Raw genomic sequence first — 13,513 nt, 5'->3', positions numbered from 1 at the left:
CGGCGAGAAGTGGTTCGTCACCTGTGGTGACATCGCCGACTTCCTCGTCGTCCAGGCCGACGCCGGCCCGGAGCGTGCCGCCACCCTCTTCTTCGTCGACAAGCAGGCGCCGGGCGTGACGATGTCCCGGGTTCCGCGCTTCATGCACACTGCCGTCAACGGGCACCCCGAGTTCACCTTCACCGACGTCTTCGTCACCGACGCGGACGTCCTCGGCGAGGTCGGCCAGGGTTACGAGCTGACCAAGGAGTGGTTCACCGACGAGCGGCTGATGATTGCCGCGCGGACGGTCGGCGCGGCCGAGCGCGCGCTGGAGCTGGCCCGGGACTGGGCGGTGCGCCGGGAGCAGTTCGGGCAGCCGATCTCCTCGTTCCAGCTGGTCCAGGGCATGCTCGCGGACTGCGCCGCCGAGATCGCCGTCCATCGCGCCTACACGCACCAGGTGGCGTGGGAGGCCGACCAGCCCGACACCGATCGCAAGACCCTGCACGCGAAGGCGTCCACGGCCAAGCTCGCCGCCAGCGAGGCCGCCGGACGCGTCGTCGACCGCTGCGTGCAGATCTTCGGCGGGCGCGGCTACGACCGCGGCTACCCCGTCGAGCGGATGTACCGGGAGCTGCGGGTGGACCGGATCTGGGAGGGCACCTCCGAGATCCAGCGCCTGATCATCGCCAACGAGCTGATCAAGCGCGGCACGGGCGCCCTCCAGATGCCCACGCACTGACCGACGCCCCCCGCATGGGGCCCTTGCATGGGAGCCCCTGCACGCGCGCCCCGCGACCTCTCACTCCCGCACTGACATCCCGCCACCCACCCCGTTTCGCCGAGGAGCATCATGGACTTCCGCCTCACCCCCCGTCAGGCCGGCCTCAAGGCCCAGGCCCGGGAGCTGATGGACTTCATCGCTAAGTACGAGCTGGACTGCGAGGAGAACAACGGCCTCCCGCGCGAGGCGCACGACGCCGTCCGCAGCGCCGTCCTCGACGCCGGCCTGCAGGCCGTCAACATGCCCGCCGAGTGGGGCGGCGCCGGGCTCACCATCCTGGAGCAGGCCGTTGTCCAGGAGGAGCTGGGCCGGCTGACCGGCGCCCTGTGGGACATGGTCTGGCGGCCCGCCAACGCCCTGCGGTTCTGCACCCCCGAGCAGCGCGAGCGCTACCTCGTGCCCGTCATCAAGGGCGAGCGGCGCGACTGCTACGCCGTCACAGAGCCAGGTGCGGGCTCCGACCCGCAGAACCTGGCCACCACCGCGACCCGCACCGACGGCGGCTGGCTGATCAACGGCGAGAAGTGGTTCGTCACCGTGGGCGACCACGCCGACTTCCTGATCCTGCTGGCCGCGGCCGGCGAGGAGCAGGCGCCGACACTCTTCCTGATCGACAAGGACACGCCGGGCATCGAGATGACCCGGGTGCCGCGCTTCATGCACACCTTCGTCTACGAGCACCCCGAGTTCACCTTCACCGACGTGTTCGTCCCCGAGGACGCCGTCCTCGGCGGGCTCGGCAACGGCTACGACATCACCCGGTCCTGGTTCACCGAGGAGCGGCTGATGATCGCTGCCCGGACCATCGGCGCGGCCGAGCGCGGACTGGAGCTCGCGCGGGACTGGGCGGTGCGGCGCGAGCAGTTCGGGCAGCCGATCTCCTCGTTCCAGCTGGTCCAGGGCATGCTCGCGGACAGTGCGGCGGACATCGCGGTGCACCGCGCGTACACCCACCAGGTGGCCTGGGAGGCCGACCAGCCCGACACCGACCGCAAGACCCTGCACGCCAAGGCCGCCATCGCCAAGCTCTCCGCCAGCGAGGCGTCCGGGCGGGTCATCGACCGCTGCGTGCAGATCTTCGGCGGGCGCGGCTACGACCGCGGCTACCCCGTCGAGCGCCTCTACCGCGAGCTGCGCGTGGACCGGATCTGGGAGGGCACCTCCGAGATCCAGCGCCTGATCATCGCCGGTGAGCTGGTCAAGCGGGGCACCGGCGTACTCCAGCTGCCCGTCGCTCCGGATGCCGAAGCCGACAGCCGGGGTTAGCTTCGGCTGTAGTCGCTCCGCGACGCACAGTGATCGAGCTCACGAAGGAGTAGGGGCATGCCCGGCAAGTTCGAAGTGCACATGGACAAGCCGCAGGAGTTCCGGTTCACGCTGAAGACGGCCACGGGCGAGGTCATCGCCATGAGTGAGGTCTTCGACTCGCGTGAGGCCTGCGAGCGCAGCATCGAGGCCGTGCGCAAGCACGCCCCCTACGCCAAGCTGGTCGAGTCCGGCGCGGCGGTCGGCTGACACCGGACGTGCTCATGCGGATCCTGTGCAGCGTGCGGGTCGACGGATCGTCAGTTCGGGCGGGTGTCAGTGCCGCTGGCTAGATTCGCCGCATGACTACGGTGACCGAACGCGACGTCGTCCTCGCCGACGGCCGCACCCTGCACGTCTACGACACCGGTGACACCACCGGCGCCGACGGCCGCCCGGGCGCCGACGGACGCCCGGGCTCCGACAGCCGCACGGGCGCCGGTGACCGCACGGGCGCAGACGACCACACGGGCGAGGCCGCCGACGGCGCGCCTCGCCCAGTGGTGTTCTGGCACCACGGCACGCCAGCGCGCCCACGCTCGTCGTGCACGGCACGGAGGACCGGATGGTCCCGGTCGCCCACGGCGCGTGGCTGGCCGCGCGCTGCCCGGCGGCGGAGTGGTGGGAGCGCGAGGGTGAGGGCCACGTCTCCGTCCTGTCGGCCGCCGAGGCCGCGCTGGAGTGGCTCGCCGCCCGAATCTGACAGGTCCGGATCCAGCACTGCCGAATCTGACAGGCCGGATCCGGCGGAGCCTGATCCGATAGGAGAGTGAGAGTGGAGGATCTGTTGAGCGGTCGACTACTGCGCGTGTCGGGCTGGCGCTTGCGCGTGCGCGGACGGATAATTGGATCATGACGGGACAATCCGGGACATCGGTTCGAGTCTGGGTCAAGACCGAGATCGGGCCCCGCCACGTCGTCGCGCAGGCACTCGACGCGCTCAACAACCCCCTCGGTGAGGAGGTCGTGGTGACGGAGTCCCACGACCTCTACGAGATGGCGAGGCGCTTCGGGGTGACGCTCGACCACTTCGACTTCGAGGGCGACAGCGCCGACATCATCGAAGCCGCGACCCCGCAGGCCGACGCCTGACGCTCGGTGAGGCACGCCGGATGCGGGAGACGCCTTGTTGATCGTCACGTAGAGTGCGGTCCGAGGGGGGTGCGTGTCTGCGGTCGTCCACGGACGCGGGCTGTCCTCTGCCCGCTCCGGAGGCCGCGCGGCACGCCGCGTGGTCATGGCTGAATCGAGGTCGGCATCCACGTGGAGGCCGCAGCGAAGTCCCCCGACACGGCGTGTGACACCAGGCCCAGTACGGCGCGCGACCTGGCGCGCGACATGGCGCTCCCGGCCCGGCTGACCGCCCACGGTGCCGTCTCCACCGCACTGGCCCTGCACAGCGACCACGCCCTGCGCGCGCTCGTGGACGCGGCCGAGCCGATCGGCGCGGGTATCGGCGGGAAGGCGGCCCTGCTGGAGGTCGCGGGCGTCCCGGTCTTCGTAAAACGAGTGCCCCTCACCGATCTGGAGCGGCAGGCGGAGCACGTCCGGTCCACGGCCAACCTGCTCGACCTGCCGCTCTTCTGCCAGTACGGCGTCGGACTCATCGGCGGGCCCGGCTTCGGGGCCTGGCGAGAGCTCGCCGTGCACACCATGACGACCAACTGGGTGCTCGCGGCGGAACACGAGGGCTTCCCGCTGATGTACCACTGGCGGGTGCTGCCGGACACCACACCGCTGCCGGAGGAGCTCGCCGACATCGAGCGTGCCGTCGACTACTGGGAAGGCCGCCCGCAGGTCGGCCACCGGATCGAGGCCCTCCGGGAGTCCTCGGCCAGCATCGCGCTGTTCCTGGAGTACATCCCGCAGAACCTGCACCAGTGGCTAGGCACCCAGATCGAGGCGGGCGACGAGGCCGCCGACCGGGCCTGCGCCATGGTGGAGCGGGAACTGGCCGCCGGCACCTCGTTCATGAACAGCCGTGGGCTGCTGCACTTCGACGCCCACTTCGAGAACATCCTGACCGACGGGGAACGCCTCTACTTCGGGGACTACGGCCTCGCAGTCCACCCCGGGTTCGAGCTTTCCCCGCAAGAGACGGCGTTCGTCGACCGCAGCCAGAGCTACGACCGCGCCTACACCGCCACCTACCTGGTGAACTGGCTGGTCACCGCCCTGTACGGCTTCCGGCGCGAGGACCGGGAGGCCCGCGCCGAACTGGTCCGCGCCATCGCGCAGGGCAGGACCCCGACGGACATCCCGCAGCAGGCCGCCGCGATCCTCACCCGACACGCGCCGGTCGCCGCGGTGATGTCCCAGTTCATGCGCACCTTCCAGCAGAGCAGCCGGGACACCCCCTACCCTGCCGAGCAGCTCGAGCGGCTCTTGGGGCTGGGCGGGGGCCGGGCTGCCCCCGTGCTCGCTCAGCCGGTGTGACGGACCCGCAGGCGGGCGGGCGCGGCGGGATCCCGGTCGACGACCTGGACCGGCGGCCACGCCCACTGCCAGACGGCGATCCCCGGGACGCGGGAGAACCGGATCCGTCCGCGGGTGCCCTCGACGTCCACCTGAGGCCAGGACGCGGCAAGCCGCGCCCGGTCAGGGCCATGGGTGTGCAACAGCTCGGCGAGGACCGTGACCGCGTCGTAGCCCTCGAAGGCGACGAACGACGGCGCCGCGCCGAGCTGCTCGCGCAGGGCCGCCTCGACCCGGGTGCCCAGCGGGTTCAGCCGCTCGGGCAGGTAGCGAAGGAAGGGGACCGCGGCCCCGTCATCGCCCAGCAGTGACGCCCACTCACCGAGCTCCGGCTGCCCGGCCGGGGCGCCGAGCATCAGCCCGGCGAGGCGCGGGTCGCGGCGCACGGACCTGACGAGCGGCACCGCCGGATCGGGGAAGCCGACCAGCAGCAGGAGCGCCGTCGCGCCGGCCTCGGCGACCGCGTCGCACACGGCGTCAGGGGTGAGGGCGCGCACGTCCAGTTCGACGACCGTTCCGCCGCGTGGCGCGAGGTGCTCGCGCAGGATGCCCGTGCCGGCGGCCCAGTAGACACTCGGGTCGGCCGCCACCGCGATGCGGCGATGGCCCGCGTCGACCAGGAAGTCCGCGTAGCACCGCCAGCCGTGCGACTGCGCGGGGGGAAGACGGGCGACCCAGTCGGTCGGCTCGTCGGTGAGCGCGTCCAGCACGGCGGACGAGCAGAGGAACGGCAAGGCCAGCGCGTCCGCAGCGGTGGCAGCGGCGCGCGCCACCACGCTGTGGAACTCCCCGGTCACGGCGGCCACGCCCAGTCCGGCCAGCTCCTCGACGGCCGCCGTGGCGCGTTGCGGATCGGCCGCGGTGTCCCGGACCAGGAGTTCCAGAGGCCCGTGACCCGCGATCCCACCTGCCTCGTTGACCTCGCGAACCGCCAGCTCGAGCCCCGCGAGCAGGTGTTGCCCCGCCTCGACCCAACCGGGCCGCGTCAGCGGTACGAGCGCGCCGATACGTACGGAGGATGCGTCATTGATCATGCCGACATTCCAACCAGCACCCTCCGCATCAGGCAAGGGATATCCGCCTGACGGGACGCCAGGGGGATGGCAGAGGGATCGCAGAGGAGGGGGCAGGTGCGGCTGCTCGGGGGCGAAAGCGGACGATGGGCCGTCAAATCGTTATCTGACGGGGCATTGTGGCCCTTGGGCGACCGCACCATGGTTGACGCATGTTCGCCGATTTGGTGCCCCAACCCCGTACTCTCGCCAGGGCTGCGCTGACCGTCGCCTACCTGGGCCTGATGCTCGTCATGACCGTCGTCGCCTGGGAGGGCGGCAAGGTCGACCTCTCCTCGGTCGGCCAGGTCTTCGGCGCGCTAGGGGCCGGGCTGGTCGGCGCGGTCATCAACCCCAGTAGCGCGAAGAAGCCCGCGCCGCCCAGCGGTTCAGGGAACGGTTCAGGGAACGGGGAGCGCGAGACCGACGCGTTCTGGGCGATCCAGACGGTCGTCGGCGCGGGCGCCCTGCTGCTCACCGCGCTCGCCCTCGCGGTCAACGGCACCGGGCACGCCAATGCCCCGGACGCCTTCGTCGCCGTCGCCGCCGCCTTCGGCGCCCTCTTCGTCGACACCAGTGGCGTCACCCACCCGCTGAACGACGCGCCCACCACCGCCTCCCACGCGACGGAGACGGCGGGAACGGGTGACGGGGGTGGCGCGCGCGACGCAGCCAGCAGCGACGTTGCGGGCGACAGCGCCACGGACCAGGCCGCCCCAACGGCGGCGGGAACGGAGGCTGCCGCCACCGCAGACGCGGGCGGCGCCGCGCCGACCGCCAGTGCTGCGCCGACCGCCAGTGACGGGCCGACCGGGAAGGCACACATCCCTGCGCAGTCCACCGGCAGTGCCGACGACGCCGAGTCGCCCAACAGCTAAGGCCTCCAGGGTTTCCAGGGCCTCGCTGACGGATCCAGTGGTGGATCAGGGAAGCATGCCCAAGCCGCCGACCGCACCCGGGACCATGCCCAACGCCCCGGGGACCATGCCGATCCCGCCCGTCAGCGCGTTCGCACCCGTCATCGCGCCGGTGGTGACCGCCTGAGTCGGCCCGATCTTCTGGAGGTTCTGTGCGGCGCTGAGCGTGTCGGCCGATGCGGGAGCAACGGCACCGACAGCGGCGGTACCGGCAAGGGCGGCGGTGCAGAGGAGGCGACTCCGGAGGCTGGTCATACCCGGGGAACGGTCCAAGGCCACCGTCGGCAACGGCTCGAGCGCCGATGTCACTCGTTCGGAAGGAACGCGAAGCGGCGCCGCTGTGCCTGATGCCCGAAGGCCATCCCGGCCTTTCCCGGTCGTCCGGGGATCAGTCCCCGAACGCCGGCGCATAGCGGATGGAGCCCGCCGGGACCGGGCGGCCGGGATCCAGGGCCAGGGCGAGCATCGCCTCGTCCGGGACCTCGAAGGGTGGCTTGATGCCGTAGCCGGAGGCCGGGACGAATCCGAAGCGCGGGTAGTAGGCAGGGTGGCCGAGGACCAGCACCAGCTGCTCGTCGGCCGCCTGTGCGGCGTCCAGGAGGGCGTGGATCATCGCGGTGCCGACGCCGTGCCGCTGCCAGGCCGGGAGCACCGCGACCGGGGCGAGGGCGAGAGCCGGTGAGCCGTCCACGTGGCACCGGGTCAGCAGGGCGTGGCCGACGACCTCGCCGTCGGGAGCCGTCGCGACGACCGAGAGGCCCGGCAGCCAGGCGTCCCGGTCCTGGCGCAGCGCCTCGACCAGATCCGCCTCGTTCGCCGTCGGGAACGCCGCGTTGATGACCCGGCGGACCGCCGTGATCTCGGAGCCGTCCGGGGCCTCGGACCGGACGGTCCAGGCGAGCGAGGCGGAACCGCCCGCGGTTCCCGCGGCCTCGTTCGGACGGTACGGCTGGTCGGCGCCCTGCGCGGAGATCATTTCTGCCATGCCTCACCCTACGCCGGGCGTGGCGCCCGGACGGTCACCCGGCCGCCCGCGGCCGTGGCGCGGCGCGCTTGCCCAGCCCCTGGCGGGTCTTGACCTCCGCCCAGATCACCTTGCCGCCACCACTGGTGAAGCGCGTGCCCCAGCGCTCGGCGAGCTGGGCCACCAGGAAGAGACCCCGTCCGCCCTCGTCCTCGGAGCGGGCCCGGCGCAGCCGTGGCGAGACGCTGCTGCCGTCCGCGACCTCGCAGATCAGACCCCGGTCGCGGAGCAGCCGCAGCTCCACCGGACCGGTGGCGTGCCGGATCGCGTTCGTCACCAGCTCGCTGACCAGCAGTTCGACCGTCCCGGTCAACTCACCCAGCCCCCAGGCAGCCAGACGCGCACCCACCTCGGTGCGCACCCGGGAGACGGCCGCCGCCTCCAGCGGCACCGGCCACCGCGCGACCATCGCGCCGCTCACACCCCGAGTCCGGGCGATCAGCAACGCGACGTCGTCACGCGGCCGTTCGGGTAACAGGGCGGAGACAACTGCCGTGCACAGCGCCTCCGGCGTACGGTCCCGCGCGCTGCGCGCGGTCGCGAGCGCGTCGGCGAGCCGGGCCAGACCCACGTCGATGTCCTGACCTCGGTCCTCGATCAGGCCGTCCGTGTAGAGGACGATCTCGCTGCCCTCCGGCAGCGCGAACTCGACGGCCTCGAACGGCGTGCTGCCCAGCCCGAGGGGCGGGCCCGGGGGCACCTCGGGAAAGCCGACGGAACCGTCCGGCAGCAGCAGTGCGGGGGAGGGGTGACCCGCGCTGGCCAGTGTGCAGTGATTCGCGACTGGGTCGTAGACAACATAGAGGCAGGTCGCCCCGATGATGCCGATGCCGCCCAGCTCGCCCTCCTCCTGGTCCATCGCGTCCACCAGCGCGTCGAGATGGCCGAGCAGTTCCTCCGGCGGCAGGTCGAGTGCGGAGAAGTTGCGCACCGCTGTGCGGAGCCGGCCCATCGTTGCCGCGGCGTGCAGACCGTGCCCGACGACGTCGCCGACGACCAGGGCCACCCGCGCCCCCGAGAGCGGGATGACGTCGAACCAGTCCCCGCCCACGCCCTCCTGGGCCGGGAGGTAGCGGTGCGCCACCTCGACCGCGGGCAGTTCGGGCAGTGCCCTCGGCAGCAGGCTGCGCTGCAGCGTGAGCGCCAGCGTGTGCTCCCGCTGGTAGCGGCGCGCGTTGTCGAGGCAGACGGCCGCCCGGTGCGCAAGCTCCTCCGCCAGCGTCAGATCGTCCGCCCGGAACGGCCCGGCGTCGAGGGAGCGGTAGAACGACGCCACGCCGAGCACCGTGCCGCGCGCGGAGAGCGGGACCGCGAGGACCGAGCCCATCCGGTAGTCCTCCAGGCCCGGTTCGGTCCCGACGACGCTCGACGGCAGCTCGTCGAGCACGGCCCGCCCGGCCGACAGCGCCCGTTCCTGCGCCGACCCGGGCGCGTAGTCGACGGGCTCGCCGCTCAAGGGCAGCGGCCCGCGGACACGTGTCGTGCGGGTCGCCGCCCTCTGCAGCGGCCCCGTGTCCTCACTGGCCGACCTCTCGGCGCCCTCCGGCACCCACTGCGCGAGGTCGACGGCCGCGTACTGGGCGAACTCCGGCAGCGCCACCTCGGCCAACTCGTCGGCGGTCTGGCCGACATCGAGCGTGGTGCCGATCCTGACACCGGCCTCCCACAGCAGCGCGAGCCGGTGCCGGGCGGCCAGAGCCATGCGCCCGACCCGCGCCTCCCGCTCCCGCAACGAGCGCCCCGAGAGTTCCGGGCGCTCGGGGCGTTCGGGCCGTTCGGGGCCTACGGTGGGCTCACCGAACGCGAAGGCGTGGTCCACCGACCTCCGGCCGAACACTCCCCGGTCCAACCTGTGCTCCCGGCCCGACGCGCCACTCAGGGAGAGGACCGCGCGTGAGGCGATGTCACCCCGTAGGCCACCGAGCACGTCTGGCAGTTCGGCGGCGAGCGCGTTGGGTTCAGGCGGCCGGAATGCTCCGCCTGGAGCCGGGAGCTGCGATGTTGGCGGCGGCGCCGACGTGCGGGCCGGCGTCCGCCCGGCCTCCGGGCGTCGTGGCGACCCTGGGATGCCCGACGGCACCTCCGCTTCCAGCGGCGGCTGCACCGACGGCCGGACCGCCAGCAGGGCGTGGACGGGGAATGCCGGCTCGCCTTCCCATGAGCGGGCGGACTTGCGCCCGCGCGGCGGGAGGGGCCGGGACCGTCCGCCCCGGGTGGCTGCTCGCAGCGCCCGGTCGTGCTGGGCGCGTTCGTGGAGCGTGCACTGCTCCAGCAGCCGCTGTTCGACCGCCAATGCGGCCTCGCGGGCGAGTGCGGCCATGAGCGGGTGCGCGTCGCGGCGTCGACTCGTCAGATCGACGACGCCGCGGATCGCGCCCGTCAGCGGGTCGCGAATCGGTGCGCCCGCGCAGGCGAAGGCGCGGTGGGCCTCGGTGAAGTGCTCACTGCCGAGGACGAACGTGGGACGACCCTGGGCCAGCACCGTGCCGATGCCGTTCGTCCCCGCGTCGTGCTCGGCCCAGCCGAAGCCCGGGGCGAGCTGGATCGCGTCCAGGTGGCGGTCCAGGCCCGGCTCGCCCGCCCGGCGCTGCACCACGCGCGCCGTGGCGTCGGTCAGCAGCACGCTGACCCCGGTGCCGAGCAGCTGCTCGTGCAACCGATCCAGGACCGGGAGGGAGGCCCGCAGCAGACGCTCCTCCCCGTCGAGGTCCGGGTCGTAGGGGAGCGCGGGCTGGTCCGCCGTCAGCCCCGTGGCCCGGCAGCGCTCCCAGGAGGCCAGCACCCCGGCCCGGACGAACCCGCGTAGCGTGTCGCCGCCCAGGAACCACTCCCGAGCCTGGGCCGAGCGCCGGTCGCCTTCCCAGTCGGGAAAGGCCAAGTCCGCCGCGACCCAGCCCGCGGAGCCCCAGCCAGAAGAGCCCCACCCCACGGACGGCCACCCGGCTGACGACAATCCCGCGGGTGCCAATCCCGCGGGCGCCAACGACGCCGAGGTCGACCCCGTCGAAGCCGACCCGGCCGACGCCCAAGGTCCTGTTGACCCGGGCGTCCCTGCCGTCGTCCGGGGCGCTCCCGCCGCCACGCCCGGTGCGGGGCCCCAGAGCGGGCCCGATGCCGGGCCCCAAGTCGAGTTCGTCAGTTCTGTGTCCGTCATGTTCGGCGCACCTGTGCCGGCCGAACTCCCCATGGCGGCAACCTCCCCGCCCGGTCCCACCGGGCCGGGCCCCTCCTGCCCTTCTGGCGAGCCGTTGCCGACTCCAGTTGCCGACGCTAGTCCGCTGATCCCGGATCGGAAGGTTTTCCCCGCCCGACCACTCGAAGGAGTGAGATGCGGACGTTTCCGCGCGCCGGAACGTCCGGGGGCGAATACTGGCTGCGACTCGCCGGGCCTACTGCGGGGCCTCTTGTCGGTGGCGGCCCGGGCGAGGTAAATGGAGACGTGAGGACGACGGACGCGGGCGGGCTGCCCGCCGGGGCGGAGCCCGGCGGAGCGGCCGGGCTGCCCAACGCGTCGCAACTGCGACGGCTCCGACAGGAGTTGGAGCGCGCCTGGGTGCGCTGGGGCGAGACCGCCGGTGGGAGCGTCGGCGGTCACGGGGACGGCACCGCAGGCGTCAGATCCCCAGGCGCGGACACGGCGGAGACCGTGGACGCCGGGAATGCCGGGCTTACCGGAACGCGGCGGGCCGGTGGCGGGCGCCGGCGCACAGGGCCCTGGCGCCCCAAGCCCGGGTCCAGGACCGGGCTCGGGGCCGGGCCGGGCAGCGGGCCCGCAGCCGGGACGCTCCGCGCCGAGGTCGTCGAGTCGTGGGCGCGCAGCGGCGCGAGTGTGGACCGCGCCTGTGCCGAGGCCCCGGTCAGCGATGCGGACGCGGCCCGCTCACGCTGGGCGGACTCCCAACTGCGCCGCCCGATCGGGGCGGTGGCGGAGGAGCTGCGCCGCATCACCGAGGACGCGGGCTTCGTGGCGGCCGTGACGGACGAGACCGGCACGATCCTGTGGACCTGCGGCGGCCGGCACATGCGCCACGCGGCCGAGCGGATCAACTTCGCTCCGGGCGGCCGCTGGGACGAGCAGGCCATGGGCACCAACGCCCTCTCCCTGGCGCTGCTGCGCGGGCAGGCGGCGACGGTCTTCTCCGCGGAGCACTACCTCTCCGCGCTGCACGGATGGGTGTGCTACTGCGCGCCGATCCGCCACCCCGACGGCCGGGTGCTGGGGGTGCTGGACCTGTCGACGACGTGGGAACGCTCGCATCCGCTGGCCCTGTCCACGGTGCGCCTGCTCGCGGCCGGCATCGAGGAGCGGCTCCGGGAGGACGCCGCGCCCCAGGCGCCGGGTCGCCGGGCGCGGTCCCACGTCGCACCGCACGGCCGGTCGCGGGCCTCGTCCCAAGGGCCGGAGATGGACGCCCAACTCCGCCTGGCCGTGCTCGGCGACAGCCCGCGCCTAGACCGCGGCTCCGACGAGATCCCGCTGCGCCCACGGCAATTGGAGATCCTGACGCTGCTGGCGCTGGAACCCGAGGGGTTCACGCCCGAGCGGCTGCACGACGCCCTCTACGGCGAGCGTCCGGTCTCCGCCTCGACCTTCAAGGCCGAGGTCTCGCACCTGCGCAGCGCGCTGGGCGGCGGCATCGCGACGCGCCGCTACGCCCTGACCCGGCCGGTCGACTGCGACGCCGCGCGCGTGGCCGCGGCGGTCGAACGCGGTGACACGGCGGCGGCGGTCACCGCCTACGCCGGCCCGCTGCTCGAGCGCTCGGAGGCGCCGGGCATCGTCGAATGGCGCGACCACCTCCACGTCGCCCTTCGCGAGGCCGTCCTCGCCTCCCCGGACGCCGCGCTCGCGCTCGCCTTCGGCCACCACGCCCGCTACGACATCGCCCTCCACCGTCACGCCCTCGCCCTGCTCGCTCCCGATGACGCCCGTCGCGGCCTCGCCACCGCCCGCCTCCGCGCGTCGCTGTCCTGAGCGGAGCCAGCCGGAGAGAGTTGGGGAGTGAGGCCGACGCCCGGCTTCGCGAACGCGCCCCTGTAGGGGCACCTGAGGGCTTGGCCGCTCGCCCGCCCCCACCGACGGGCCCGTCGTCGACGCCGCCTGCGGACCGGCGGCTACTCGGCGGGCCAGAGCTGGATGAGATGGTGTTCTCCGCGGGCGCCGACTCCGAACTCGGTGGAGTCCGCGCGCCCGTACAGCCGGATGTGGAATCGGCAAGGCTTGCCGGGAGAGGCGGTCGGAAGGGCCAGGGGTGGCTCGGTGGGCTGCTCGCTGAGGTCGCCCTGGCAAGGGATGACGAGCAGCAGGTTCTCGGACGCGGCCTGGAGGAGCGCGTCCTCGGGGCCGAACTGCCACGCGCGGCTGTCGTCGGGGCCGGAGGCCTGGTCGTGAAACTCGATGCGGAGGGCGAGGTCACCCGTGTCGGTCACGCAGGAGACCTGGACGGCGGACTCGCCATTGACCTGGACGCTGCGGTCGTCGTGCTGCCACTCGCCGGGGTAGTCGTATGCGTCGCCGAGGGTGATGACGTAACCCTCGCCGAGCGGCCGCAGGGTCACTTCGGTATGACGGAGCAACAGGGCCCCCCTTGTTGTTGAAGCGTCACCGCGAGCGCAGCCCTGGTGCGGGGGGATCCCCCGCACCAGGGCGTCCTATGCGCCTCGGCATGGGGGCGGGGGCTGGTGCGCGGTGGTACACCCGCTGGAGGCGGCCGGTGTCCCGATCTGCGCTGTCGATGTCGACGCGGTCGTCGAGGACGGCGCGGTGGTGGAGGTGGAAAGTCACGAGCTCGAAGACGGTCACGAGTCCGGAGATCTTGAACCCGCAGGGGACCGTCGCCTTCTGGCGGGACTTCCTGCGACAGGACTGCAGCAGATCTCGAACGCGGTTTGAGCGCGGTGCGTGACCTGAGTCCGTTTCGTGGCCGCGGCATCCCTTCCGTGACGGGGAGCAGGCTCACTCGTTTCATTAGTC

At 72.9% G+C, this 13,513-nt stretch carries 13 protein-coding genes; 8 read left to right on the top strand and 5 right to left on the bottom strand.

The features are described from left to right. From DN069_RS34885 to DN069_RS34860, 6 genes are all read left to right on the top strand, one after another. Positions 1-724: acyl-CoA dehydrogenase family protein (locus DN069_RS34885; protein ID WP_133260144.1), on the top strand; the 724-nt coding region annotated here is incomplete at its 5' end. A gap of 111 nt (positions 725-835) precedes the next feature. After that, positions 836-2,032 (top strand): acyl-CoA dehydrogenase family protein, encoded by a 1,197-nt coding sequence (locus DN069_RS34880; protein ID WP_111507259.1) that lies wholly within the window; start codon positions 836-838, stop codon positions 2,030-2,032. Between the two features lie 57 nt (positions 2,033-2,089). Beyond that, positions 2,090-2,281, top strand: a complete 192-nt coding sequence (locus DN069_RS34875) for a YegP family protein (RefSeq protein WP_111507258.1) — start codon at positions 2,090-2,092, stop codon at positions 2,279-2,281. A 334-nt stretch (positions 2,282-2,615) separates the two neighbouring features. Beyond that, the gene (locus DN069_RS34870; protein ID WP_243640179.1) at positions 2,616-2,774 is read left to right on the top strand and encodes an alpha/beta fold hydrolase; all 159 of its coding nucleotides are present in this window, start codon (positions 2,616-2,618) and stop codon (positions 2,772-2,774) included. Between the two features lie 149 nt (positions 2,775-2,923). Then, positions 2,924-3,163, top strand: a complete 240-nt coding sequence (locus DN069_RS34865; protein ID WP_111507256.1) for a hypothetical protein — start codon at positions 2,924-2,926, stop codon at positions 3,161-3,163. A gap of 246 nt (positions 3,164-3,409) precedes the next feature. Then, positions 3,410-4,507 (top strand): protein kinase family protein, encoded by a 1,098-nt coding sequence (locus DN069_RS34860; protein ID WP_111507260.1) that lies wholly within the window; start codon positions 3,410-3,412, stop codon positions 4,505-4,507. On the opposite strand, the gene DN069_RS34855 is transcribed toward DN069_RS34860, so the two are convergent. Beyond that, positions 4,495-5,580: an ABC transporter substrate-binding protein gene (locus DN069_RS34855; protein WP_111507255.1), complete on the bottom strand. Its 1,086-nt coding sequence runs from the start codon at positions 5,578-5,580 to the stop codon at positions 4,495-4,497. The genes DN069_RS34860 and DN069_RS34855 overlap by 13 nt on opposite strands. Positions 5,581-5,771: 191 nt before the next feature. Here DN069_RS34855 and DN069_RS34850 point away from each other — a divergent pair, with 191 nt between their 5' ends. Next, on the top strand, positions 5,772-6,476 hold the full coding sequence (locus tag DN069_RS34850) for a hypothetical protein (RefSeq protein WP_111507254.1): 705 nt from the start codon (positions 5,772-5,774) through the stop codon (positions 6,474-6,476). Between the two features lie 45 nt (positions 6,477-6,521). Here the strand turns inward: DN069_RS34850 and DN069_RS34845 are convergent, their stop codons facing one another. The 3 genes from DN069_RS34845 to DN069_RS34835 form a co-directional block, all read right to left on the bottom strand. Next, on the bottom strand, positions 6,522-6,770 hold the full coding sequence (locus DN069_RS34845) for a hypothetical protein (RefSeq protein ID WP_133260143.1): 249 nt from the start codon (positions 6,768-6,770) through the stop codon (positions 6,522-6,524). A 133-nt stretch (positions 6,771-6,903) separates the two neighbouring features. Further along, entirely contained in the window at positions 6,904-7,500 is a 597-nt protein-coding gene (locus DN069_RS34840; RefSeq protein ID WP_111507252.1) for a GNAT family N-acetyltransferase, read from the bottom strand. A gap of 34 nt (positions 7,501-7,534) precedes the next feature. Further along, complete coding sequence (locus DN069_RS34835; protein WP_243640177.1) at positions 7,535-10,468, bottom strand: SpoIIE family protein phosphatase; 2,934 nt, start codon at positions 10,466-10,468, stop codon at positions 7,535-7,537. Between the two features lie 510 nt (positions 10,469-10,978). On the opposite strand from DN069_RS34835, the gene DN069_RS34830 reads away from it, so the two are divergent. Continuing rightward, positions 10,979-12,514, top strand: a complete 1,536-nt coding sequence (locus DN069_RS34830; protein WP_207892376.1) for a helix-turn-helix domain-containing protein — start codon at positions 10,979-10,981, stop codon at positions 12,512-12,514. Between the two features lie 140 nt (positions 12,515-12,654). On the opposite strand, the gene DN069_RS34825 is transcribed toward DN069_RS34830, so the two are convergent. Further along, entirely contained in the window at positions 12,655-13,098 is a 444-nt protein-coding gene (locus DN069_RS34825; protein ID WP_111507250.1) for a hypothetical protein, read from the bottom strand. Positions 13,099-13,513: the final 415 nt, after the last annotated feature.

This window comes from Streptacidiphilus pinicola, from assembly GCF_003258295.1.
GTDB lineage: Bacteria > Actinomycetota > Actinomycetes > Streptomycetales > Streptomycetaceae > Streptacidiphilus > Streptacidiphilus pinicola.
This window is presented reverse-complemented; position numbering and strand designations above follow the sequence as displayed.